Below are 23,468 nucleotides of genomic sequence, written 5' to 3'. Positions count from 1 at the left end.
TTGCCACGGCTAAAATGCCTTTTGGGATGCGACGGTGATCGCCCTCGACATGACGGCGCATTGGACGCCGACGGTGCGCGCCTATCTCGGTCGCGTCACCAAGGCCCATATCCTCGCAGCGGTGCGCGAGGCGCTTGGCGGCGAGGCGGATCGCGGGCAAGAAGAAGCAGGAGATGGCGGAAGCCGCCCAGCAGCTTCTTGCAGGAACCGGGTGGCTCCCGCCCGTGCTACGCACCGTGCAGCCCGCGTGGCTGGACGAAGTACCAGTGGCAGGCGTCGCCGAGGTCGAAGATCAGGCAGAAGCGCAGGACGATGACCATTTCGTCGTTGCGGCAGAATGAAAACAGGCCGGGGCCGCGTAGCGGTCCCGGACTTTCATCAGAAAAATCGCGGCCGCGCAGTTCCACCGCGCGGTCGGATGACCCCGACAGTCTAAGAGTAGTCAGCCCAAACAGGTTCGCCCCGAGGACGAATATGTGGAACGACGAGATCGCCCCCAAATTCGGTGGCTCTGCCGCTTATAAAGATGAGGCAAGGCCCTGTGGCATTTATTTGCGAATTTCAGCGAGCAGGACCTCGAAATCTTCGTCCAAATGACTTTTCCGCATCGTTCCAAGACGAACCGCTCGTGCCCTCTTGATAAACTGGAAATGCGCTTCTTCGGATACCGAGAGCATCGTCACATGTGCACGGGCGATGTGCTCCATCAGACGGCGTTTGCACTGGATAGCAAGCTCGCAAGAGGCCGCGTCAGCGTCGGGATGGATGATCAGTAGATCGACATCATCGGCTGCGACACCGTAGGTGAAGGAGGAGCCAAAGCCATAGACCGTGACGCTGCGCGTCACACCCAGCCCCGCTTTTTGAAATACTCCTCTTCTTTGTCGGTCAGGTAGGCCCAATAGTCATCGCGGTGTAAGGCTCCCATAAACTCCGCTATCGTGAACAGGCCGACATTCTCATCCCGGCAATGCCGCTTGGCATCAGGCGAGTAACCACACCATGCGGAATTGATGATCACTGCATCGAGGCGACCAAGCTGCTCGATAGTCTCGATATATTCGGCAACGCCAAAGGCGTAGCACTCGCAAATGAAGACGCGCAGCGTATCATCTTGCGTGCGGCTCAGTTGATAGACGCCGTTCCCTTCCGCCGTCAGAGAAGCAACTTTCTCATGCCGATCCATCTGCCCTTCGAAATATTTATAGTGACCGTGGTAGCTCGGCCACGGAAAATTCTCGCTATGCGCCGCCATCGCAAATCCTTCTGATCAATTCGTCAAATTCCATCGGAAAGCGCTTTACCGCGGCGTAGGGGATTGCGTCTTCTACCCATTGCTCATAGCTGCGTGCATGCATCAGGAAGGCGGCAACGGCTTCTTGTTCGCCAGCGTCGAACAGCGCTTTGTACTCGTCGAGTAGACCCGCGATCTTGCGGTTGTTCGGTACGATGACGGACAGCCGCTCGGAGACCCAAACAGCATGCGCGGCGGCGTTGTGGGGCTGGGTGCGCGCAAGTTCGGACATCGGACCATATTGCGCCCAAGACTGCCTGTTCTCTTCCAGATGCGGCAGAATCTTGCGGGCCAGCTCTGCCTTGGTCGGGGATTCGTCCTTATCCAATCGCTCCAGTACCCGTACTTCGTGCGCGGCTTTCATCTCGTGCAGCGCCGCCGCTGTATAGATGGACTCGTTCTCCTCGCGGTCGATCAGCGTGTGATGTGTTGGGCAAAGCAGGATCAGGTTCTGATAGTCATCCCGCTCAGCGTCCGTCTGATTTGGATTATGCCGATTGGCGCCGGGCTTGTCGCCGCAGATATGTGCCATCTCTCCCAGCGTATAGGGCGCAGCCCCCTCGGCCTCATGGTAGCAGAGCCGTTCCCAGCAGTCAGGGAACGCGCAGCGCCCGCCAGCGGCTGACCAGAGAATCTTGATGGATTTTTGAGAGATTGCCATGCCATCGGGTATCATATTGGGCGCCGCGGTGTCATCGCTGGGCTCGACGAAAGTTCAACCATCGAGTGGTAGCCTGTAGGATACCAACGATACAGAACAATGGGCGTTGCCCTTCGGGCTGCGCTTTCGGCTTCGCCGGAACCACGCCTGCGGCGCGTTTCCGCCATTCGGCTTCAATCGCTAACGCAAGGACGGCGATGGCCATTTCGCGGGAAGCCCTGTCGGGATCGAGACGCCCCGGATGCCGGTATCTGGCGTGGGGCGACATGATCGCGGTGTCTAGCCATTGCGTCCCGCCACCGATCACGCTGACAGGTCACAACGAGGTACCTCGGACCGTGCAGGTTCCCAATGAAAGCGTGGAGATGGCCGCCACCGCCGTATCCTTTTCAATTTTCCGCTAACGGGCGCTCCATCCGCGTCCTCGATTGGCATGGGGTCTGACCGAAGACCGGCTTCGCCTCGATCGTCTCCCGCAACGTCCGTCGCCAGCTTTTTTCCGCCGCCTTCGGCTTTGCACCGCGAAACAAAAAAGCTGCCGCCGGCCGCCTTCCACTTCGTTCCAGCCCCGACGGGTGCAGGGCCGATCGTCCTCGATCTCACGACCCCTATCGAGGTCGCAATGGTGCGGCCCGACAGAAAAAAGGAATACGACAATGGCGACCATCGGCGCCTTCACCAGGAACGAGAACAGCGCGGGCTTCACCGGTGCGGTCAAGACCCTGACCCTCAACGTCAAGGCCAAGCTCGTCCCCACCGAGGGCGAGAGTGAGCGCGGCCCCGATTTCCGCATCTTCGCCGGCGCGACCGAGTTCGGCGCGGCCTGGAGGAAGACCGCCCGCGAGACACAGCGCGAATACCTCTCCGTCAAGCTGGACGATCCGAGCTTCCCGGCCCCGATCTACGCCAGCCTGGTCGAGGCCGAGGACCGAAAGTCCCACACTCTCATCTGGTCCCGCCGCAACGGCGACTGAGGCCGGCATCCAAGAAGCCCCGCTCCGGTGGGGCTTCTTCATGCTCATGGCCGCCGCCTTTCAAGGAATACGGAGATCGGGACGTACGGCTTTCCGGTCTTGTGGCTTTGCGTATCCCGATCGGATCTTGCGCCCGGCTTCCGCGGCGCTCTGGCCGGGCCGGTTGCTTGGGGGTTCCACCCCCTGGCGCGGCGCAAGGGATCGCTGACGCTCGACCGGGCCGGTCTCCCCAACCTTCCGCGCGGATACATGCTCGCGCACTGTCGTCAGAGCCGCCATCCGCTTGTGCAGGCCGGGTGCTTCCCTTCCGGCCCGGCCGCCCTTGCACCTTGCACCCCCCGGTCTCGCCGACGGGCAGGGTTGCAGCGCAGCGCAGCGCTCCAACCCAAGCCCATAAGGATCAGGACCATGACCTATCATCACCTTGCCACCCGTTTCGGCCGCAACGCTCACCAGATCAGCGGACGCGAAGCCCTCGACAACGAAGCCCTCTATCGGCATGTCCCGTCGATCTTCGCCCGCGAGGCGCATGACAGCCGGTCGGAGCGTTACGTTTACGTCCCCACCATCGACATCGTGGAGGGTTTGCGCCGGGAGGGATGGTTCCCGTTCTTCGCCGTGCAGTCGGCGCCGCGCGACGGCAGCCGCCACGGCCACGCCAAGCATATGCTGCGCCTGCGTCGTGACGACGGCATCGGCAAGCCGGAGGCTGCCGAGGTTATCATCGTGAACAGCCATGACGGGACCAGCGCCTATCAGATGTTCGCCGGGATGCTGCGGTTCGTTTGCACCAACAGCATGATTGCGGGTGAGCGCTTCGAGGAAGTCCGCGTGCCGCACAAGGGCAACATCCAGCATGATATTATCGAGGGCGTTTACACCGTGGCAGAGGATTTCCCGCGCCTGATCGATGCGAGCGAGACGATGAAGGAAACGCGCCTATCGCCAGACGAGCAGCGCGTTTTTGCCGAGGCAAGCCTTGTCGCCCGCTACGGTGAGGACGAAAGCCCCATCCGTCCCGAGCAGATCATCGCACCCCGCCGCCGAGAGGATGTCGGACAAAGCCTCTGGACCACGTTCAACGTCATTCAGGAGAACATCATTCGCGGCGGACTGCACGGCCAAAAGCGCAACGCCGAAGGCCGTATCCGCCGCAGCCGTTCCCGCCCTATCAATGGCATTGACCAGAATGTGGGCCTCAACCGTGCGCTCTGGACGCTGGCCGAGGGAATGCAGCGCCTCAAGGAGCGTTGACAGCGAATGCCGTAGGGCCGCGAATGCGGCTCTACGGCCCTGCCTTTCCGATAGTCAGCAACCAGCATTTTTTCGCCGATCCGGCGTTGCGGATCGGCGACGCGGCCATGCCCGAAGACGGCCGCGCTCGCCGGGCTCTGCCTGGCTCGCGAAGTCACAGAAGCAATGCCAGGAAGAAAATCACAAATACTGATCGGATTACGCGATCAACATATCGAACTATAGCGACTTCAAATGTCGCATCGTACTGCCGAATCTCTCTTGTCGGGCACGGTCATCTGTTTTCGGCGAGTGGAGGCAACGCGATGCTGAGTATCGACTGGCGTTCACCGGCTACCTACAGACCCGCCAAGAGCATTCCCGCCGCCGGCTTCGCCTGGGAATATCTTCGGCGGTATGCCGAGTATCACCGCGACTATCAGATCATAACGGGCGTCGAGGAACCGACTCCGCGTAGCCTGGAGACGTTCTCCCAGCGCTGGGGGTTGCGATTTCCCCTGCAATCCCGAAACACCGCCTGATGGTCGGTCTCAGTTCTGGATTCCAAGCCTACAGCCGCAGGCTGTCCGCCTAGCGCCCGCCGAGCATCAGGAGGGCGAAACCGACCCCATCGTCACGTTGGCACATCTCGACAACCTTGATCTGCGACAGGCCGAGGATGGCTGGCACGGCCTCTGGTATGTCGATGGCGTGACGCATCAGTTCTGGCTTCCAGAAGCCATGCCCGATGCAGCGGCATTCTACGCCTTCAGCCTACCCTCGGATCGCTTCTTCGAGTTGCGCGCCCATGCCGCTCGCCGCTTCTGGCGTTCACTCAATCGCCGTCCGCCTGGCCGGGATTTTCGCACTATGCCGACGCAGTTGCGCCAGTTTCACATCCTGTCCGTGCGTGCGCTCGACGCCAAGCTACGCGACGAAAGCTATCGCACGATCGCGGAAGTGCTGCTCGGCTTTCAGGGGACGAAGGAGGATTGGGAGAACGATCCCCGCAAGAACAAGGCCCGCCGCCTCGTCGCCCACGGGCTGAAGATGATGAGAGGCGGGTATCGACTTCTGCTCCATTATCCGATCAAGCCGCGCACGGGCTGATCGGAATCGGATTTTCAACGGCCTTCCGCGACAGCCTTTTCCAAAATTTTCCGGTAGCCTTCGCGCGATAGCCATTGCGCGCGTTCAAGATGGCTTTGCCAGCAGCGATATGTCCGCTCCTTTTCCGCAACTGGATCGCGGTGCAGGACAATGCGCGCGACTTCGTTCCAGTCCGCCCCTTCCGCCTTTGCGTCGAGAAGGCGCAGATAGGTGATGTAGTGCTGTTCATCGTAGGGCGTGATGTCGTTTCCCGTTGGCGCGTCGTCGTCCACATCGGGATCGAGTTCGACATGTTCCCGCATGAGACCCCACCTTTCGATGCAACAACGCCGACAGCAAACTGAATGAGTAGCATGACCCAGTACGAATGGGAACGATCATTCCTAGAATGATCGTTCCTATACTGGTTCCCCTCTCGTCATGGATCTCAAGGAGATCATGGCGAGGAATCTGCGTCGAGTACGTCATGATAAGAAGCTGACGCAAGAAGAGCTCGCGGATCGCGCGGGTCTGAGCATGCGCTATGTCGGCGCCATCGAGCGTGGCGACGTATCCGCCAGTGTAACCGTGCTTGGCCAAATCGCCGATGCGCTTGAGATCGAGCCCGGCGAGCTGCTGAAAAAGGCCAGCAAGCCGACCTAACCAATCAACCTCGGTGTCGATGTCCCCAGCTTTGAGCTGCGCGGCGACAAACAACCGATTCCAGTCAGAACAGCCGAAGGGGTGCCGCCAGCGCATAGGCGCAAATGCGGCACGCTACCCGCCGCCATTCCCTCGCCATGGTTCGCCATAGCCCGCCTCTACCGGCGGCCGCTTCAACGACGAACCAAAGGTGATCCCATGGCCAATCCGTTGACGGGCCTGCCGCCCCGTCTCTTGCGCACGCAGGAAGCCGCACGCTTCCTCGGTATCTCACTTCGTACCCTCGAAAAGCACCGGACCTACGGCACCGGTCCAACTTATCGCAAGATCGGTGGTCGTGTCCTCTACGCGGTCGAAGACCTGCAAGCCTGGACCACCATCGGTGCCCGCAAATCCACCCGCGACAAGATTGCCGGCAGGGTCTTTCCCGCCCGCCCGCTGACACCCGAAGAACGGGGCGAATGCTGAATGCTGCGCGACGACGCCTATCGCCTCGCGCCGACGGACCACGCCAGCGAACGTAGCCGGCTCGACCCCTTCGTGGTCGCCACCGGCGATGCTTCGCCACGCGACCAGCGCGACTTGATGGAGCGGCCGTTCTTCTCGCTGGCGAAGACGCCGCGCACAAAGCCAATCCTCTACAAGGCCGCCGACGTCGAGGTGCAGGTGTTTGGCATGCCCGAGCACGGTATGGCGACCATCTGGGACGCGGACTTGCTGATCTGGGCCGCCTCGCAGATCGTCGCGGCCGAAAACGACGGCTTTGCCACCTCGCGCTTCTTCCGCTTCACGCCCTATCACCTGTTACGCGCCATCGGCCGCCCGACCGGCAACCGGCAATACGTGCTGCTCAAGGCCGCGCTCGCGCGCCTGCAATCCACCGTCATCGCGACCACAATCCGCAACGGCCTGCATTGGCGGCGCCGACAATTCTCCTGGATCAACGAGTGGGAGGAGTTGACGACGCGGGCCGGCCGTGTCGAGGGCATGGAGTTCGTCTTGCCCGAATGGTTCTACAACAGCGTCGTCGACCGCTCATTGGTCCTGGCCATCGACCCGGCCTATTTCCGGCTGACCGGCGGCATCGAACGGTGGCTCTATCGCGTTGCCCGCAAGCACGCCGGCCGCCAGCCAGAAGGCTGGGCGTTCGAGGTTTCGCATCTCCATCAGAAGTCCGGCAGCCTCGCGCGGCCATCGGATTTCGCGCTCGACCTGCGCCGCATCGCAGCACGCCAACGGCTCCCTGGCTATCGCCTTGAGACAGAGTGGGAAGACAGGCGGGAACTGCTGCGCATCTTGCCCGCAGAACAATTCACAGTGCCTGTTGAAAAGCCTGTTAAAGCCATCGGCACATCAGGCGCACGCGGTATCGGCACATCAGGCGCAAATAGCGCGGCGCGCTTTATAGAAGAATCTAACAATAAAACTAACTCTTCTTCTTTGACGCGCGCGCATGCGAGGCGTGGTGCCGGTGCCGCCGACCAGCGCCCTGCCAATCAGGGTGCGACGCTCCCGCCGCAATCCCCTTACTTTTCCGGAGAAGAACGATGACCCGTCGCGCGCATCACGGCGCGCACGGCCCGCTGTTGCCGGACGGGCCTGCGCCTTTCACCACCCTGGTCGAACTGACCTTCCAGAAGCGGAGGATCGAGCACTGGATCAGGTTCGGCCACAAGAGCTACGAACAGATCCTCCACCGTCGCCGCAGCATCGTCGGCTTCGCCCCGAACAGCATCTTCGCTTTCGTTCGCTGGGCGGCCAATGAGCACGGCACGATCATCTCGCGCATCGACATCGTGCGCGCGGTTCGTCGCGGTGAGCCCTTCCAGACGCTGCCCTTCGTGCGGCCTGGCGGCGACATCCTGTTGCGCCTCGATAGCTGGCCGAAGGTTCAGCGCGTCCTTTCCGCCATCGACGCCGTGGAAGCACTCGGCCTCAATCCGGTCGACGCCTCGCCGGATCACTGGCGGCATGTCCACAACCGACTGATCGCTGGCCTCGAGCCGCACGCCTACACGCCGGAGCGCCACGCCGCCTGGATGCATCGCCGGAGAATCGAGCCATGACCCGCCGACGCACCCTCACGGTGACGGCGCTCGCCGTGCTCACCATCGGCGCCACCAGTGCGATCGACGCACCGACAAAACTGATCTGGAACGGGACCGCTAGCGCGCCGATCGGCTTCTACACGGTCGAGGCGGCCGAGCGAATCGACGTGCCCGAGCTGGTCGCCATCATGCCGCCCGAACCACTCGCCGCCTTCATGGTCGAGCGCGGCTATGTCGGGCATGGCGTCCCGCTCTTGAAGCGCGTGCTCGGCCTGCCCGGACAGCGGGTTTGCCGCGCCAGCCGTACGATCACGGTTGACGGGATCGAGATGGGCGAGGCGCTCGACCACGACCGGATCGGCCGCAATCTGCCCGTCTGGCAGGGCTGCCGTGTCGTTGGAGACGACCAGCTTTTCCTCATGAATTGGGAAGTCAGCGACAGCCTTGACGGCCGTTACTTCGGACTCATCCCCGCAAGTTCCGTCATCGGCAGGGCGCTACCGCTCTGGACCGATGAGGAAGGCGACGGCCGCTACCAATGGCGCGCGCCGACCCAGTGACCGCTTTTCCATCAGCGGGATCGGTGCCCGCCGATGGTTTTTCAAACGCCACCGCATGGAGACAGACATACCGCAGATCGGTCAATTCACGCGCGAGGAAACCGGCTTCATAGGAAACCTCGGAACGCTCCTACTGCAACAGGACATCATCATCGTGGCAAACCCGTCCGACGCGGAGAACGCACCAAGTTATCGCGTCCACCTCTTCGACGGCATGAGCAACGAAACAGGCCCGGAGATCGGCGCAGCATGGAAACGCACTGGCGAGAAGGCCGGCGAATATCTTTCCGTGCTGCTCGATGACCCCACCTTGCCGCAACCGATCCGCGCCAACCTGTTCCGCGACGACGATGCCGGCACGTCGTGGTCGCTGCACTGGAGCCGTCCGAAACCGCGCGACGAGCGGGACTGACGGCAATGTGGTCCCGCGCCATCCTCGCGCTCAAAGCCCTCATCCCAATGTTCGCGGGAAGACCGTCTCATCCCGCCGTCCCGCTCGGCCACCGGACGGCCGGCGGGCGCAGCGAAGGTCAGGGGCGGCCATCGGCCGGCGCTTTGCGCGCACCCTTGACCGCAGCGAGCACGCAGGCAGGCTGGCGGCGTAGCGGAGACAGGTTCGCAGCTCGTTATGCCATTCTCCTGCTTGTCGGCGTGTTCGCGTTTTGCGCGGGACTGACCGCTACGTTCGCTCAGTCCGCGCCCGTCGTGCGTAGCGTCACCGTCGATCCTTATGGCGCTCATATCGCCGAGGCGTCGCAGCGCTTCGGCATCCCCGAGCGTTGGATTCGCGCCGTTCTGCGCGCCGAGAGTGCGGGCGACATGCGCGCGATCTCGTCGGCCGGGGCGATGGGATTGATGCAGGTCATGCCCGACACCTGGGCGGGCTTGCGCGTTCGTTATCGTCTTGGCCGCGATCCCTACGAACCGCGCGACAACATCCTCGCGGGCACAGCCTATCTGCGCGAGATGTGGGACCGCTACGGCAATGTCGCCGCGATGCTCGCAGCCTACAACGCCGGTCCCAGCCGCTATGACGAATATCTTGCGACCGGCCGCGCTGTGCCGGCCGAGACTCGCGCCTATGTCGCCGCATTGGTGCCGGCCCTCGGCGGCGGCGCGACTGCATCCGAAGTCGTGACGCCTGCGCCACCGCCGCCGGATTGGCGCGCGGCTCCGCTGTTCGTCGCGCGCTCGGGCAACACAGAGATTGTTGCCGCACTGTCATCCGCAGCGCGGTCCGGCGACGGCCGCGCGAGCATTCCGGTGCGCGATCCTGTTCGCACGGAGCCGCAGGACGGCAGCATTTTCGTCGCCCGCGCCGGCGACGGGGGAGCGCCATGAGGACGGCGTTCCCGCGCTCGGCGGCGCTCATTCCGGTGTCCAGTCAGGCGGGTTTGCGCCCGGCTGCATTCCCGACAGGAAGGGCGGAAAAGGCAGAAAAGGCGGAGGGCAAGATTAAAGAAGACGGCACCATTTCGGGCCGCTTCTGGAAATTATTGTTGTCTGCACACTGGTTAGGTGCCCGGTTCCGGCACCATGGTTTTGAGGGGCGGCGTGCCGCGATTTCGCGCAATGCCTTGGCTTTGCAGGGTTTCGAGCGGCACCATAGGCGCATATCGGCCGTTTTTCGGCGGTTTCGGCTGGAGTCGCGCCCATGAGCGCCGACGACGAAAACCGCTTCCGACCAAAGCCCGGTCGCAACCGATCCGACACGCCGAAGGCCGGCAAGACCAAGAGCTTTTTTACGCAGGTCAAGAAGATCACCCGACAGCATCAAGCGGCAGCCTCCCGCGTCCCTTCCATGCCGTCATCCGCCCGCCCGTCATCGCCGGGCCGGTCCCGCGCCATGGTCGCCAGCGGCAAGGGCGTGAAGCGCGGCCGGGGCGCGAGCTTCATGCGCGCCCGCAATATCTCCGGCCATTGGCATCATCGCCAGCCGGGCAGCCGCCGCGTCATCGTCAAGCAGCGCAGCGTCCGGGCCGCATGGAAGGGCGGCCGTGCCCGTGCGCATCTGCGCTATGTCCAGCGCGACGGAACATCGCGCGATGGCGAGCGGGGGCAGCTCTATTCGGCGACCGAGGACCGCGCCGATGGCGACGCCTTCCTTGATCGCGGCAAGGACGACCGCCACCAATTCAGATTCATCGTCTCGCCCGAGGATGGCGCGGAGCTGTCGGACCTCACGGCCTACACCCGCGATTTCATGAAACAGGTGGAAGCCGACCTTGGCACAAAACTCGATTGGGTTGCGGTGAACCACTACAACACCGGCCATCCCCATGTGCATATCATGGTCAACGGCCGCGACGACACGGGTGGGGACCTAGTCATCAACGGCGACTATCTTTCTGCCGGCCTTCGCGAGCGCGCCAGCGAGCTTGCCAGTCTGGAACTCGGCCCCGTCACCGAGATCGAGCAGACCCGCAAGCTGTCCGCCGAAATCGACCAAGACCGTTTCACCCGGATCGACCGCGCCATGGCCGAGGAAGCCGATGCCCGTTTCCTCGACCTGCGCCATGAACCGGCAGAGCCGATGCGGCAGTTCGAGCGCACCTTGCGCCTGCGCCGCCTTAACAAGCTGGAGAAGATGGGGCTGGCGACCGAGCACGCGCCCGCCGTTTGGGAATTGAGCAAGGACATGGAGCCTGCCCTGCGCGAGCTAGGCGAGCGTGGCGACATTATCCGCACCATGCAGATGGCGCTCGGCCCGCAGGGAGGCGAACGCGATCCCATGAGCTTCCAAATCCATGACGGTGCGCCCGAGACGCCCATTGTCGGCCGTGTCGTGGACAAGCATCTGTCCGACGAGTTGGGGGAGAACCTGACCGTAGTGGTGGACGGGATCGACGGTAGGACGCACCACATTGCCGGCATCGTGCCCGAGCGGCTGGAGGATGCTCGCATTGGCAGCGTCGTCCAGATCGGCCTGGCCGAGGTGACGGCTCGGCCGTCCGACCGCACCATCACCGCCATCGCCGAGGACGGCATCTATCGGCCGAGCCGCCATCTGGAGCAGGCGAAATTCGAGGGCCGCGTTCCGGGCGGCGACTATGAGGGCTATGTCGATGCCCATGTCCGCCGGCTGGAGGCGCTGCGCCGGGCCGGGATCGTCGAGCGGATCGACGTTGACCAATGGCGCATCCCCGATGATCTGGTCAACTGCGCCGCCGACTACGATGCCGGCCGCGACAGGCAGGCCAGTGTTCGCGTCCTTTCCCCGGTCGATCTAGGCAAGCAGATAGGATCGGACGGCGCGACATGGCTGGACCGGCGATTGGTCCATGGCGAAACGGCCGACCTTGCGCCGACCGGCTTCGGCCAGCGGGTGCGCGAGGCCATGGACCAACGACGCGAGCATCACATCGAGCAGGGCGACGCCACCCGAGCACGGGGCGGCCGCATCTTCTACCGGCGTAGCCTGCTTGCCACCCTGCGCGAGCGCGAGGTTGCTCGCGTCGGCGCGGAGATGGCCGAGGTCAAAAAGTTGCCGTTCCACGCTGCCGCTGACGGCGAGAACGTGAGCGGCACGTTCACCGGCACAGTGCAGCTATACAGCGGCAAGTTCGCCGTGGTCGAGAAATCCCATGAGTTCACGCTGGTCCCGTGGCGACCGGTCATCGACCGCCAGCTTGGGCGCGAGGTCATCGGCGTCATGCAAGGCGGATCTGTGTCCTGGCACATCGGGAAATCGATAGGGATCGGCTTGTAGCAGTTAGCGTCGCTAGACAAACTTGACTAACCGGCGCAATTCAGGCAAATACGGTAGTCAAATTTATCTAGAAAGAATGTGATGCTGAAAGCGAACAGCGAGTCCGTGGGTATTCGGGATGGGTGGTGGCGCGTAGAGGCCGGGGCGTAGGTCAATGTCTACGATCCGCCTTCTGGTGCTCGGTGCCGTACGACGACGGGGGCGGGCGCATGGATATCAGGTGCGCTCCGATCTCGAAGCGTGGGGTGCGCACGAATGGTCGACGGCAGCGCCAGGCTCGATCTACCACGCACTCAAATCCATGGCGGCTCAAGGATTGCTGCGCGAAGGCGGAGCCGAGAACAGCGCTGCCGGTCCGCCGAAAACAGAATACGAACTCACCGAAGGCGGTGAGGAGGCGTTCTTCGGCCTGCTGCGCGATGCATTGTGCAGCCATGATCAGCGGCTGGATCTGCTCGGGGCTGCCGTCGGGTTCATCGACGAACTGTCCCGTCCCGAAGCGCTCGATCTTTTGCGTATCCGCGCACAGGCGATGGAGCAATGGAAGGAAAGCATCGTCTCTCATCTGCCGCCGGACGTGGATCTTCGGGCATGGGGGCCGGTTGGTGAAGTTATCGGGCTTTGGCTCCATACAGCTGAAAGCCGGTATGAGTGGACGAATGGATTGATCGCGAGGCTCGAGAAGGGCGCGCATCGAATGAAGGGCGACCCGTAAGCATAGCTTGTCGTCAACGCGGCTGGCTTCACCAACGTAGAGAGGCTGGCGGTCTTCAACCCAATCGCATCTAACGGAGTACCATCCATGCACGAGGCAATCGGCACCACCGTACCATTACTGCCCAGCGGCTCCATGGACGAAACTTTGGCGTTCTGGGAAGCGCTCGGCTTTGAGATCACCTATCGTCAACGCTCTCCCAATGCCTACGCCTCGACGCAGAACGGAACCTACCAGATCCACTTCTATGGTCTGCCGTCCCTGGAACCGGACGACAACTTCAGCATGTGCATCGTGAATGTGCCGGAAGCTGAACGCCTGCACCGAATGTTTTCCGAGAGGATGCGACGTTTGCTGGGAAAAGTTCCGAGCAGGGGCTTTCCCCGCATCTCCCGGATGAGGCCTGGGCAGACTCGCTTTACCATTACGGACACTGCGGGCAACTCGGTCTACTTCATCAAGGCTGGAGACGAGGACCATGTGATCGGCGAGGCGTTCAAGGCGCCTGGCCAGACGGAATGGCAGCGCACTTTCAACCTGGTCACGAGGCTGCGCGACTACCATCTCGATGACGCCAAGGCCGCGAAAGTCCTCGACACGGCGCTCGAACGAACTGAACCCGACGACCTCAGCGAGTTTGGATATGCGCTGGCGGCGCGTATCGATCTGGCCGTGGCAATGGGCGAGGATGAGCGCGTGCCGAATCTCCTCGATCGACTAGAGAAACTGCAATTGTCAGCCGAAGAACACGAGGCGCTGCGACGTGAGTTTGCTGTGCTCAATGAGCTCCGATCGGAAGCTGGGAAGCGGCAGGCGTGATTAGCTCATCGTTGTGCGCTTGCGACAGCCGGTAATTGATCGGGTTGATTCGTCAGAAAGGCAAACATCGTCATGCAACGGCGCCGCTTCGGAGACACCCGATTGGATCACCGGCCACAGATCCTTGTCGGCATCCTCGTGTTCGAGCGACATGCGCGCGGTGTGCGGCTGCCTCCAGGATACAAGAGGAAAGCATGATGGCAAAGCGATCCGACGCAGCACAGACCGCCTTCGGGCCCATGGTGATCGTTGCCTGTGAGCAGCATGTGCCCGAGGCGCAGCGACTGATCGACGATCCTCTGGCAATCGAATTTCTGCCGCCCGGCCTGAAATTCATCGTGCGCATGTCCCGCTGGACTCCGGTGCGCCGGATGTTGATGGCAGTGACGGAGAAGCGCGCGCCCGGAATGTGGGCCGCTGTGGCGTGCCGCAAGAGGTACGCGGATGAAAGGGTTGCGAGTGCGGTTAGCGCCAGCATTGGCGCCGTAAGCATTCTGGGTGCCGGGCTGGATACCAGAGCCTATCGTCTCGCCGCGCCTGCTGGCATCGACACCTATGAGCTCGATCTCGCGGCAAACAGTGAATTCAAGCGCGAGAGATTGCAGGCGATCTTCGGCAGCGTGCCGGAGAACGTCAGACTGCTGCCCGTCGATTTTGACAGAGACGACCTCGGCGCTGCCTTGACGAAAAGCGGCTTCTCGGTGGAGCGGCCGACCATGTTCGTCTGGGAGGGCGTCACGCAGTATCTCACCGAGGATGGGGTGCGGCGGACGCTGGCCTTCCTTTCCGGTGCCGCGCCCGGCAGCCAACTCGTTTTTTCCTTCGTGCGTCAGGATTTCCTCAACGGTATTGACTTCCACGGCGCCGAGCCACTCTACCGCCAATTCGTAGAAGGCTATCGCGTGTGGCACTTCGGCCTGGCGCCAGAAGCCGTCGCACCTCTCCTCAATGAGTATGGATGGGTTGAGAATGAACAGGTGGGTGCGGCGGAATTTGCCGAAAAATATGTTCTGCCGACCGGCCGCGATCTGAAGGTGGCAGAGATCGAGCGGATCGTCTGGGCAACTAAAACGTGACGGGTGGTCTCGCCGGCAGCGGTGGACTAATCCGGGAGTGGCCGATCAGACGCGATCCGTTGATCTTCTGCAACCGCGCAGTTGAGGGAATGGCGCGCCACCATCCTCTCTCGCAGACCCGGCCCGTCCTGAACACCGGCGGCCGGATGGGATTGTGCCGGCCGTAACAGTGAGATGGAACCAATGCGTCGAAGCTTAAGTAGGGAACATCCCGATTTTTCCGTTTCTACGCTGTTGGCTGGCCGGATCCCGATGGCGTCGCTGATACAGGCTCTCGCTGTGGCCGAACATCTGAACTTCCGCCACGCGGCGAACGCGCTCGGCGTCGCGCAATCCAGCGTCAGCGCGCGCGTGAAGGCTCTGGAGGAAGACCTTGGCATCGTCCTGTTCGAGCGTCATGCGCGCGGTGTGAGGCTGACCGAAGCGGGGCGCCACTTCGTTGAGCGTGTGACGGCCGGCATCGACCAACTCGAGCATGCTGTCAGGACTGCCGGTATGGTAGCGCGGGGAGAGCACGGCCGCTTGCGGATCGGCGTTCACGCCCTCATACTCGGCAGTTTCCTAAGTAAACTGCTCGATCGTTTCCGCGGCCAACATCGGAGTATTGAAATCGAGATTACCGAAGGCACGGCTCGGGATTGTGTCATGCTGGTTCGGTCGAATGGGCTCGACCTGACCTTTGTGGCGGGCTCGCCTGAATTCTCCGACTGTCATGCGCGCCGGATATGGAGCGAACGTCTTCTGGCGGCGCTGCCGTCGAGCCATTCCCTCGCCGATTGAGCAGGTGTCACTTGGGCCGACCTTGCAAGCGACACCTTCGTTGTCCGGCGTGGCGGTACCGGGCCACAGGTGCATGACCATATCGTCATGCGTTTAGCCAACGTCAGGCCGAACCTTTCGATTCTCTGCTACGACATTGAGCGCAGCACACTCCTGGCAATGATCGCGCAGGGATACGGAATTACGATTGCCAGCGAAGCCACGAAGCTTCTGCATACGGCCAACGTTACGTTTCTCCCTATCCTCGATGAACCCGAGCCGCTTGCGTTCTCTGCCGTCTGGTCTCCGCACAATCGCGCACCGTCCTTGAGGAATATCCTCAGCCTCGCATGTGAGATGGCACGACAGTGTCGGGCGCACTAGGAGCAATTGTGCCTGCCAGACCATGTGCTGGCGTTCCCTCCTATTTGCCGCCGTTCGTATCCGGTGGCCCTCCTGCAACGTATTTGCTGTTGCGCCGCGCGAAAACGCTCGTTCTCTGATCAACTTCGTCTTTTGCCGATTGGAGCCTTTATGCGCGGAGGCCGAATCCTTTGGGGTCAGATCGCCGTCGTCTTCACCATAGTTGTGGTGACGACCTGGGCGGCGACCCAATGGACCGCTTGGCGGCTTGGTTTCCAGCCCCAGCTTGGCAATCCGTGGTTCGAGCTGGCGGGCCTGCCGGTCTATTATCCGCCCGCCTTCTTCTGGTGGTGGTTCTCGTTCGACGCCTATGCGCCCGCGATCTTCGTCGAGGGCGGCATCATCGCCGTATCGGGCGGCTTCCTCGCCATCGCCGCTGCCATCTTCATGTCGATCATCCGGGCGCGGGAGGCGCGCAATGTTGCCACCTACGGATCGGCGCGATGGGCGGAAGACAGAGAAATCCGCACGGCCGGATTGCTCGGCCCCGATGGGGTGGTGCTCGGCCGGCACAGCCAAGACTACCTGCGCCATGACGGTCCCGAGCATGTCCTTTGCTTCGCCCCCACTCGCAGCGGCAAAGGTGTCGGGCTGGTGGTGCCCACGCTGCTGACATGGCCGGGAAGCTGCATCGTCCATGACATAAAGGGCGAGAACTGGACCCTCACGGCCGGATTCCGGGCGAAGCATGGCCGCGTTCTGCTGTTCGATCCGACCAATGCCAGATCGTCGGCCTACAACCCGCTGCTGGAGGTTCGGCAGGGCGAATGGGAAGTCCGCGACGTTCAGAATATCGCGGATATTCTGGTCGATCCCGAAGGCAGCCTCGACAAGCGCAACCATTGGGAAAAGACCTCTCATTCGCTGCTGGTCGGCGCGATCCTGCATGTTCTCTATGCGGAGAAGGACAAGACGCTGGCTGGCGTCGCTAACTTCCTGTCCGATCCCCGCCGCCCGGTCGAGGCCACCTTGCGCGCGATGATGGACACGCCGCATCTCGGAGAGGCGGGCGTTCATCCCGTCATCGCGTCGTCGGCCCGCGAACTGCTGAACAAGTCCGAGAATGAGCGGTCGGGCGTGTTGAGCACCGCCATGTCGTTTCTCGGCCTCTACCGCGATCCCGTGGTGGCGCGGGTGACGGCGCGGTGTGACTGGCGCATTGCCGATCTGGTCGGTAGCCGCCAGCCCGTCACGCTCTATCTGGTCGTGCCGCCGTCCGACATTAATCGCACCAAGCCGCTTATCCGGCTCATCCTCAACCAGATCGGCAGGCGGTTGACGGAGGAATTGACCGGCTCCGGCAAGCGCCATCGGCTGCTGCTCATGCTGGACGAGTTTCCCGCGCTCGGCAGATTGGATTTCTTCGAGTCTGCCTTGGCCTTCATGGCGGGCTACGGCCTCAAGGGTTTCCTGATCGCGCAGAGCCTCAACCAGATCGAACGAGCATACGGGCCGAACAACGCGATCCTCGACAACTGCCATGTCCGCGTCAGCTTCGCCACGAATGACGAGCGCACGGCCAAGCGGGTGAGCGACGCGCTCGGCACCGCGACCGAGCTGCGCGATTCTACCAACTATGCCGGCCATCGCCTCGCGCCATGGCTAGGTCATTTGATGGTTTCCCGGCAGGAGACGGCCCGGCCGCTGTTGACGCCCGGCGAAATCATGCAGCTTCCGCCCACCGACGAAATCGTCATGGTCGCGGGCACGCCGCCGATCCGCGCGACCAAGGCCCGATATTTCGAGGACGCGCGGTTGCAGGAACGCATCCTGACCCCGCCCGATCTGTGGTCGCCGCTCCGCTGGCGCCCAGCCCATCCGCCGATGACTGGTCCGGCCGCGTGGTCGCGGCGGAAAGCCGTTCCGAAACGGTCGCCGCAGATGCGACCGAGGGCGATCCGGCCAATGCCGGCATCCGCCGCGAACCGGAATTGCCAAGCCAAGAGGAAATCGTCACGCCGCCGCCATCGTCCGAACAGGAGTTCGAGTTTCTGGACGACGAGCCGGACGTTGACGCGGCCAAGGCCCGCGCCATGCGCCAGCGCATGAGGATGGTGGCGCGGCAGGTGGCGATGAACCCCGATGACGGAATCGACCTTTGAGGACACGCCGATGACTACCCGAACCCGCCTGAATCTCTATTTCGACCCCGCGCTCATTCCGCAGATCGAGGCGATGGCGCTGCGCCGCTCGGTGGCGCTGCGCCGTAATGTCTCGAAATCCGCCATTGTGGAGGCGGCAGTCATGTCCTACCTGTCCGGCGATTCCGCCGACCAGCTTGAAGCAGCCACGTCGCGCCGCCTGGACAAGCTCGGCCGCCAGATCGACACGCTCGACCTAGATCTCGCCGTTCTCGGCGAGACGGTCGCGCAGTTCATCCATTTCTGGATGACCATCACACCGCCGCTTACGGGAGCCGCGCAATCCGCTGCCCGTGCGAAAGGCGCGGAGCGGTTCGAGGGCTTCATGCAGAATCTCGGCCGGCGTCTGGCGACGGGTGACAGGTTCCTCAAAGAGTTGTCGCGCGACCTCGACTCACTTCCCGACGATCCGTTGCCAGACGAGTCCGAGACCAACGGCGATCAAGCGTAAGTATTCGGACCCATCCTATTTACCGCCGTTCGCCGCCGATCACCGCATACAGCTAGATACTTGTTGAACCGGCCGCATTTCGGTCTCTCTTAATCGACCCCGATCCGGGGATCGCCTGTCGCGCCCCATGAAGAAACGGGGCCGACATGACTACCAACCACCAAAAACCAGAAGCCATTGCGCGCGGCGCACGCATGTTGCGCACCGCGCTCGGCCCCGCCATTGCCCGGCTGCTCGAAGACGCGGCCGTGGTGGAGGTGATGTTAAACCCGGACGGGCGGTTGTGGATCGACCGCCTGTCCGAAGGGTTGTCCGATACGGGCGAGCGCCTGTCCGCCGCCGATGGCGAACGCATCGTGCGGCTGGTCGCGCATCATGTCGGCGCGGAGGTTCATACCCGCAGCCCCCGCGTCTCGGCCGAACTGCCGGAGAGCGGGGAGAGGTTCGAGGGTCTGCTGCCGCCCGTCGTCGCCGCCCCGACCTTCGCCATCCGCAAACCCGCCGTCGCGGTGTTCACGCTCGACGACTATGTGGCGGCGGGCATCATGTCCGCCGATCAGGCGGACACGCTGCGCGAAGCCGTTGCAGCCCGCGCCAATATCTTGGTGGCGGGCGGCACCAGCACCGGCAAGACCACGCTGACCAACGCGCTGCTCGCCGAGGTGGCGAAGACGGCGGATCGCGTCGTCATCATCGAGGACACGCGCGAGCTGCAATGCGCCGCGCCCAACCTTGTCGCCATGCGGACGAAAGACGGCGTGGCGACACTTTCCGATCTGGTCCGTTCCTCGCTGCGCCTGCGCCCGGATCGCATCCCCATCGGCGAGGTGCGCGGACCGGAAGCCCTCGACTTGCTGAAAGCATGGGGCACCGGCCATCCGGGCGGGATCGGCACTATCCACGCCGGTTCCGGCATCGGCGCGCTCCGCCGCCTTGAACAGCTCATACAAGAGGCTGTTGTCACGGTCCCGCGCGCGCTGATCGCCGAGACCATCGACCTTGTTGCCGTCCTTTCCGGGCGCGGTTCCGCGCGCCAGCTGGCCGAACTCGCCCGCGTCGAAGGGCTGGGGCCGGACGGTGACTACCGCATCACGCATCCCAGCTCATTGGCAATCCCCACCAGCACAGGAGAATCTTCATGATCCGCACGCTTTCGCGCGGCTATCGCAGCATGGCGACCGCCGCATCCACCCTTGTCATCAGCCTCATGCTCGCACCGGCCGCCCATGCGTCCGGCTCGTCGATGCCGTGGGAAGCACCCCTTCAAAGCATCCTCCAGTCCATCGAGGGGCCGGTCGCCAAGATCGTCGCCGTCATCATCATCATCGTCACCGGGCTGACCTTGGCCTTCGGCGATACCGGTGGCGGCTTCCGCAAGCTGATCCAGATCGTGTTCGGCTTGTCCATAGCGTTCGCGGCGTCCAGCTTCTTCCTGTCGTTCTTCTCGTTCGGCGGCGGGGCGCTCATCTGATGGCGGGCGGCCTTGAACAACTCGACGCGGTGCCGGGATTTTCCGTCCCGGTCCACCGGGCGCTGACCGAGCATATCCTGCTCGGCGGCGCACCGCGCGCCATCGCCATCATGAACGGAACGCTGGCCGGGGCCGTGGGCCTCGGCCTGCGCCTCTGGCTGGTCGGCCTCGCCGTCTGGGCCATCGGCCATTTCGCGGCCGTATGGGCGGCGAAGCGCGATCCCCAATTCGTCGAGGTCGGGCGGCGGCATCTCCGCATCCCGGCTTTTCTGTCGGTGTGAGGGCGCGGCCATGATGAACCTTGCCGAATACCGCCGCACCGCCACCCGGCTCGCCGACTATCTGCCATGGGCCGCGCTTGTCGGCTCCGGCGTCGTCTTGAACAAGGACGGCAGTTTCCAGAGGACGGCGAAGTTTCGCGGTCCCGATCTGGATTCCGCTGTCGCCGCCGAACTGGTCGCCGTCGCCGGCCGCATCAACAATGCCGTCCGCCGCCTCGGATCGGGCTGGAGCATTTTCGTCGAGGCGCAGCGTAGCGAAGCCGCGACCTATCCCGACAGCACCTTTCCCGATCCCGCGTCGGCGCTGGTCGATGCCGAGCGCAAGGCGGGTTTCGAGGAAGCGGACGCGCATTTCGTGTCCGGCTACTTCCTGACCTTCCTCTACCTGCCGCCGGCCGAGGAAGCGGCCCGCACTGAGGCATGGCTCTACGAGGGCCGCGAGCAATCCGGCGTCGATCCGTGGGAGCTGCTGCGCGGCTTCATCGACCGCACCGACCGCGTGCTGGCCTTGCTCGACGGCTTCATGCCCGAGTGCCGTTGGATGGATGACGGCGCTACGCTGACCTATCTCCATTCCACCATCTCGACCAACCGCCATCGCGTGCGCGTGCCCGAGGTGCCGATGCATCTCGACGCGCTGCTTGCCGACCAGCCCTTGACCGGGGGGCTGGAGCCGCGCCTTGGCGACGCGCATCTGCGCGTCCTGACCATCGTGGGATTCCCGACCGCGACGACGCCGGGCCTGCTCGACGAGATGAACCGCCTGCCGTTTCCCTACAGGTGGAGCACGCGCGCGATCCTGCTCGACAAGACCGACGCGACGCGGCTGCTGACCCGCATCCGACGCCAATGGTTCGCCAAGCGTAAATCCATCGCAGCGATCCTGAAAGAGGTGATGACCAACGAGGCGTCTGCCCTTGTGGACACCGACGCGGCCAACAAGGCGCTCGACGCCGACATGGCCTTACAGGAGCTTGGGGCGGACGTGGCGGGCATGGCCTACGTCACGGCCACCGTCACCGTCTGGGATACCGACCCGCGCATAGCCGACGAGAAGTTGCGCCTGGTCGAGAAGATCGTTCAGGGCCGCGACTTCACCGCCATGCCCGAAACCATCAACGCGATTGACGCATGGCTCGGCAGCCTGCCCGGACACACTTACGCGAATGTCCGCCAGCCACCCATCAGCACTTTGAATCTCGCCCACATGATTCCGCTATCGGCGGTGTGGGCGGGGCCGGAACGGGACGAGCATTTCGGCGACGCTCCATTGCTCTACGCTAGGACCGAAGGCTCTACCCCGTTCCGGTTTTCCCTGCATGTCGGCGACGTGGGGCACACTCTCGTCGTCGGGCCGACCGGCGCGGGCAAATCCGTGCTGCTCGCGCTTATGGCGCTCCAGTTCCGCCGCTATGCGGGATCGCAGGTTTTCGCCTTCGACTTCGGCGGTTCGATCCGCGCCGCGTCGCTCGCCATGGGCGGCGACTGGCACGACCTTGGCGGCGGGCTGACAGAAGGGGCCGAGGCGTCCGTCTCGCTCCAGCCGCTTGCCCGCATCCACAACACCTATGAACGCGCATGGGCGGCGGACTGGATCGCCGCCATCCTCATGCGCGAAGGGATCGCCATCACGCCCGAGGTGAAGGATTATCTTTGGACGGCGCTGACTTCGCTCGCCTCGGCCCCGGTCGAGGAACGCACGATCACGGGCCTCAGCGTTCTGTTGCAATCCAACGATCTGAAACGGGCACTCCGGCCGTTCTGCGTCGGCGGTGCCTATGGCCGGCTGCTCGACGCCGAGACAGAGCATTTGGGATCGGCGGACGTGCAAGCCTTCGAGATCGAGGGGCTGGTCGGAACCGGCGCGGCTCCCGCCGTGCTCGCCTATCTGTTCCATCGTATCGGCGACCGGCTCGACGGCCGCCCCACGCTGCTCATCATAGACGAAGGCTGGCTTGCGCTCGACGACGAGGGTTTCGCCGGCCAGCTCCGCGAATGGCTGAAAACGCTGCGCAAGAAAAACGCCAGCGTCATCTTTGCCACGCAAAGCCTGTCCGACATCGACGGCAGCAACATCGCGCCCGCCATCATCGAGAGCTGCCCGACGCGGCTTCTTCTCCCGAACGAACGGGCCATCGAGCCGCAGATCACGGCCATCTATCGCCGCTTCGGCCTCAATGATCGCCAGATCGAGATTCTGGCACGGGCCACGCCCAAGCGGGATTACTACTGTCAAAGCCGCAGGGGCAATCGCCTGTTCGAGCTTGGCCTGTCCGAAGTCGGTCTCGCGCTCTGCGCCGCATCCTCCAAATCCGACCAGACCCTCATTGCGCAGATCGTCGCCGAACACGGCGGCGACGGCTTCCTCGCCGCATGGCTGCGTGAGCGCGGCGTCGATTGGGCTGCCGACCTGATCCCCAACCTCACCAATCTTGCCGACCGGCCGGAATCCGCCGCGCCGGCCCGGCTCGATACCCACCCCACACAGGAGATTCTTCCATGACCTATCCCAAGATCGTCGGGGCCTCGGCCCTTGCGCTGGCGCTCGCCGTGCCTGTCGCGCTTTCGCCCATGCTGGCAGGCCCGGCCCATGCGCAATTCGGCTTCGGCCGCATCGTCTATGATCCGAGCAACTACGCGCAGAACGTGCTGACGGCCGCGCGCACGCTGGAGCAGATCAACAACCAGATCACCAGCCTCCAGAACGAGGCGCAGATGCTTATCAATCAGGCCCGTAATCTGGCGAGCCTCCCGTATTCGTCGCTCCAGCAGCTCCAGCAGAACGTCCAGCGCACGCAGCAGCTTCTCGGGCAGGCGCAGAACATCGCCTTCGAGGTCGGCCAGATCGACCAAGCGTTCCAGAGCCAATATGGCAATGTCTCGCTATCGGCGACTGACGCCCAACTGGTCGCCGATGCGCGCGGCCGTTGGGAAAATACGGTCGGCGGCTTGCAGGACGCCATGCGCGTGCAGGCTGGGGCGGTCGGCAATATCGACAGCAACCGCGCCGAGATGGCGGCCCTTGTCGGCCAGAGTCAGGGCGCGACCGGCGCGCTGCAAGCCACGCAGGCGGGCAACCAGCTTCTCGCCCTCCAGTCGCA

General features: G+C 63.4%; 28 protein-coding genes and 3 pseudogenes. 26 read left to right on the top strand and 5 right to left on the bottom strand.

What is annotated here, in order from left to right; all coding sequences use genetic code 11:
* Positions 1-28: 28 nt before the first annotated feature.
* Positions 29-341, top strand: a pseudogene (locus AB843_RS26230) (chromosome partitioning protein ParB); the annotation flags it as partial.
* 207 nt (positions 342-548) lie between these two features.
* Here the strand turns inward: AB843_RS26230 and AB843_RS22000 are convergent.
* Genes AB843_RS22000 through AB843_RS21990 form a run of 3 tightly spaced genes read right to left on the bottom strand, consistent with a single transcriptional unit; the run spans position 549 to position 1,955 of the window.
* Complete coding sequence (locus AB843_RS22000) at positions 549-848, bottom strand: hypothetical protein (protein ID WP_048649058.1); 300 nt, start codon at positions 846-848, stop codon at positions 549-551.
* Positions 845-1,255: a hypothetical protein gene (locus AB843_RS21995; RefSeq protein WP_048649057.1), complete on the bottom strand. Its 411-nt coding sequence runs from the start codon at positions 1,253-1,255 to the stop codon at positions 845-847. Before AB843_RS21995 ends, AB843_RS22000 begins: the two co-directional genes overlap by 4 nt.
* The gene (locus tag AB843_RS21990; protein ID WP_048649104.1) at positions 1,242-1,955 is read right to left on the bottom strand and encodes an HNH endonuclease; all 714 of its coding nucleotides are present in this window, start codon (positions 1,953-1,955) and stop codon (positions 1,242-1,244) included. Before AB843_RS21990 ends, AB843_RS21995 begins: the two co-directional genes overlap by 14 nt.
* 656 nt (positions 1,956-2,611) lie before the next feature.
* Between AB843_RS21990 and AB843_RS21985 the strand changes: the two genes are divergently transcribed.
* The 3 genes from AB843_RS21985 to AB843_RS21975 all read left to right on the top strand — a co-directional run bounded on the left by AB843_RS21985 (position 2,612) and on the right by AB843_RS21975 (position 4,704).
* The gene (locus AB843_RS21985; protein WP_048649056.1) at positions 2,612-2,929 is read left to right on the top strand and encodes a DUF736 domain-containing protein; all 318 of its coding nucleotides are present in this window, start codon (positions 2,612-2,614) and stop codon (positions 2,927-2,929) included.
* A 408-nt stretch (positions 2,930-3,337) separates the two neighbouring features.
* Entirely contained in the window at positions 3,338-4,183 is an 846-nt protein-coding gene (locus tag AB843_RS21980) for a DUF932 domain-containing protein (RefSeq protein ID WP_048649055.1), read from the top strand.
* A 305-nt stretch (positions 4,184-4,488) separates the two neighbouring features.
* Positions 4,489-4,704: a transcriptional regulator domain-containing protein gene (locus AB843_RS21975; protein WP_048649054.1), complete on the top strand. Its 216-nt coding sequence runs from the start codon at positions 4,489-4,491 to the stop codon at positions 4,702-4,704.
* Between the two features lie 49 nt (positions 4,705-4,753).
* On the opposite strand, the gene AB843_RS26300 is transcribed toward AB843_RS21975, so the two are convergent.
* Entirely contained in the window at positions 4,754-4,882 is a 129-nt protein-coding gene (locus AB843_RS26300; RefSeq protein WP_280136304.1) for a hypothetical protein, read from the bottom strand.
* Between the two features lie 21 nt (positions 4,883-4,903).
* Between AB843_RS26300 and AB843_RS21970 the strand changes: the two genes are divergently transcribed.
* Complete coding sequence (locus tag AB843_RS21970; RefSeq protein ID WP_425286834.1) at positions 4,904-5,272, top strand: DUF2285 domain-containing protein; 369 nt, start codon at positions 4,904-4,906, stop codon at positions 5,270-5,272.
* Positions 5,273-5,286: 14 nt separating this feature from the next.
* On the opposite strand, the gene AB843_RS21965 is transcribed toward AB843_RS21970, so the two are convergent.
* Entirely contained in the window at positions 5,287-5,574 is a 288-nt protein-coding gene (locus tag AB843_RS21965) for a DNA -binding domain-containing protein (protein WP_048649052.1), read from the bottom strand.
* A gap of 118 nt (positions 5,575-5,692) precedes the next feature.
* On the opposite strand from AB843_RS21965, the gene AB843_RS21960 reads away from it, so the two are divergent.
* The 21 genes and pseudogenes from AB843_RS21960 to trbJ all read left to right on the top strand — a co-directional run.
* Entirely contained in the window at positions 5,693-5,914 is a 222-nt protein-coding gene (locus AB843_RS21960) for a helix-turn-helix domain-containing protein (protein WP_048649051.1), read from the top strand.
* A gap of 198 nt (positions 5,915-6,112) precedes the next feature.
* Entirely contained in the window at positions 6,113-6,382 is a 270-nt protein-coding gene (locus AB843_RS21955; protein WP_048649050.1) for a helix-turn-helix transcriptional regulator, read from the top strand.
* Positions 6,383-7,465 (top strand): replication initiator protein A, encoded by a 1,083-nt coding sequence (locus AB843_RS21950; RefSeq protein WP_048649049.1) that lies wholly within the window; start codon positions 6,383-6,385, stop codon positions 7,463-7,465.
* Positions 7,462-7,980 (top strand): DUF2840 domain-containing protein, encoded by a 519-nt coding sequence (locus AB843_RS21945; protein ID WP_048649048.1) that lies wholly within the window; start codon positions 7,462-7,464, stop codon positions 7,978-7,980. Before AB843_RS21950 ends, AB843_RS21945 begins: the two co-directional genes overlap by 4 nt.
* Positions 7,977-8,522: a S26 family signal peptidase gene (locus AB843_RS21940; RefSeq protein ID WP_048649047.1), complete on the top strand. Its 546-nt coding sequence runs from the start codon at positions 7,977-7,979 to the stop codon at positions 8,520-8,522. The genes AB843_RS21945 and AB843_RS21940 overlap by 4 nt, the downstream gene beginning before the upstream one ends.
* A gap of 67 nt (positions 8,523-8,589) precedes the next feature.
* Positions 8,590-8,934 carry a DUF736 domain-containing protein gene (locus AB843_RS21935; RefSeq protein ID WP_048649103.1) on the top strand — a complete coding sequence of 115 codons (345 nt, stop codon included), beginning with the start codon at positions 8,590-8,592 and terminating at the stop codon, positions 8,932-8,934.
* A 5-nt stretch (positions 8,935-8,939) separates the two neighbouring features.
* Positions 8,940-9,863, top strand: coding sequence for a lytic transglycosylase domain-containing protein (locus tag AB843_RS21930; protein ID WP_048649046.1), 924 nt, complete (start codon positions 8,940-8,942; stop codon positions 9,861-9,863).
* Positions 9,860-10,180: a hypothetical protein gene (locus AB843_RS21925; RefSeq protein WP_048649045.1), complete on the top strand. Its 321-nt coding sequence runs from the start codon at positions 9,860-9,862 to the stop codon at positions 10,178-10,180. The genes AB843_RS21930 and AB843_RS21925 overlap by 4 nt, the downstream gene beginning before the upstream one ends.
* Positions 10,177-10,830, top strand: a pseudogene (locus AB843_RS26435) (relaxase/mobilization nuclease domain-containing protein); the annotation flags it as partial. The gene AB843_RS21925 and the pseudogene AB843_RS26435, both read left to right, overlap by 4 nt.
* Complete coding sequence (locus tag AB843_RS26355; RefSeq protein WP_425286833.1) at positions 10,813-12,231, top strand: DUF3363 domain-containing protein; 1,419 nt, start codon at positions 10,813-10,815, stop codon at positions 12,229-12,231. The pseudogene AB843_RS26435 and the gene AB843_RS26355, both read left to right, overlap by 18 nt.
* Positions 12,232-12,385: 154 nt before the next feature.
* On the top strand, positions 12,386-12,946 hold the full coding sequence (locus AB843_RS21915) for a PadR family transcriptional regulator (protein ID WP_048649043.1): 561 nt from the start codon (positions 12,386-12,388) through the stop codon (positions 12,944-12,946).
* A gap of 87 nt (positions 12,947-13,033) precedes the next feature.
* Positions 13,034-13,765 (top strand): VOC family protein, encoded by a 732-nt coding sequence (locus AB843_RS21910; RefSeq protein WP_048649042.1) that lies wholly within the window; start codon positions 13,034-13,036, stop codon positions 13,763-13,765.
* Positions 13,766-13,962: 197 nt separating this feature from the next.
* On the top strand, positions 13,963-14,841 hold the full coding sequence (locus AB843_RS21905; protein ID WP_048649102.1) for an SAM-dependent methyltransferase: 879 nt from the start codon (positions 13,963-13,965) through the stop codon (positions 14,839-14,841).
* Between the two features lie 174 nt (positions 14,842-15,015).
* Positions 15,016-15,984, top strand: a pseudogene (locus AB843_RS21900) (LysR family transcriptional regulator).
* A 150-nt stretch (positions 15,985-16,134) separates the two neighbouring features.
* On the top strand, positions 16,135-18,072 hold the full coding sequence (locus AB843_RS21895; protein ID WP_244468057.1) for a conjugal transfer protein TraG: 1,938 nt from the start codon (positions 16,135-16,137) through the stop codon (positions 18,070-18,072).
* 63 nt (positions 18,073-18,135) lie between these two features.
* Positions 18,136-18,615 (top strand): hypothetical protein, encoded by a 480-nt coding sequence (locus AB843_RS21890; RefSeq protein ID WP_048649101.1) that lies wholly within the window; start codon positions 18,136-18,138, stop codon positions 18,613-18,615.
* A gap of 146 nt (positions 18,616-18,761) precedes the next feature.
* The gene (trbB, locus tag AB843_RS21885) at positions 18,762-19,757 is read left to right on the top strand and encodes a P-type conjugative transfer ATPase TrbB (RefSeq protein WP_048649041.1); all 996 of its coding nucleotides are present in this window, start codon (positions 18,762-18,764) and stop codon (positions 19,755-19,757) included.
* Complete coding sequence (locus tag AB843_RS21880; protein ID WP_048649040.1) at positions 19,754-20,086, top strand: TrbC/VirB2 family type IV secretion system protein; 333 nt, start codon at positions 19,754-19,756, stop codon at positions 20,084-20,086. The genes trbB and AB843_RS21880 overlap by 4 nt, the downstream gene beginning before the upstream one ends.
* Positions 20,086-20,367: a VirB3 family type IV secretion system protein gene (locus AB843_RS21875; protein WP_048649039.1), complete on the top strand. Its 282-nt coding sequence runs from the start codon at positions 20,086-20,088 to the stop codon at positions 20,365-20,367. Before AB843_RS21880 ends, AB843_RS21875 begins: the two co-directional genes overlap by 1 nt.
* A 10-nt stretch (positions 20,368-20,377) precedes the next feature.
* Positions 20,378-22,870, top strand: coding sequence for a conjugal transfer protein TrbE (trbE, locus tag AB843_RS21870; RefSeq protein WP_048649038.1), 2,493 nt, complete (start codon positions 20,378-20,380; stop codon positions 22,868-22,870).
* The coding region (trbJ, locus tag AB843_RS21865) for a P-type conjugative transfer protein TrbJ (protein WP_048649037.1) at positions 22,867-23,468 on the top strand (602 nt) is incomplete at its 3' end. The genes trbE and trbJ, both read left to right, overlap by 4 nt.

The organism is Nitratireductor soli (assembly GCF_001050155.1).
GTDB classification, from domain to species: Bacteria; Pseudomonadota; Alphaproteobacteria; order Rhizobiales; family Rhizobiaceae; genus Nitratireductor; species Nitratireductor soli.
This window is presented reverse-complemented; position numbering and strand designations above follow the sequence as displayed.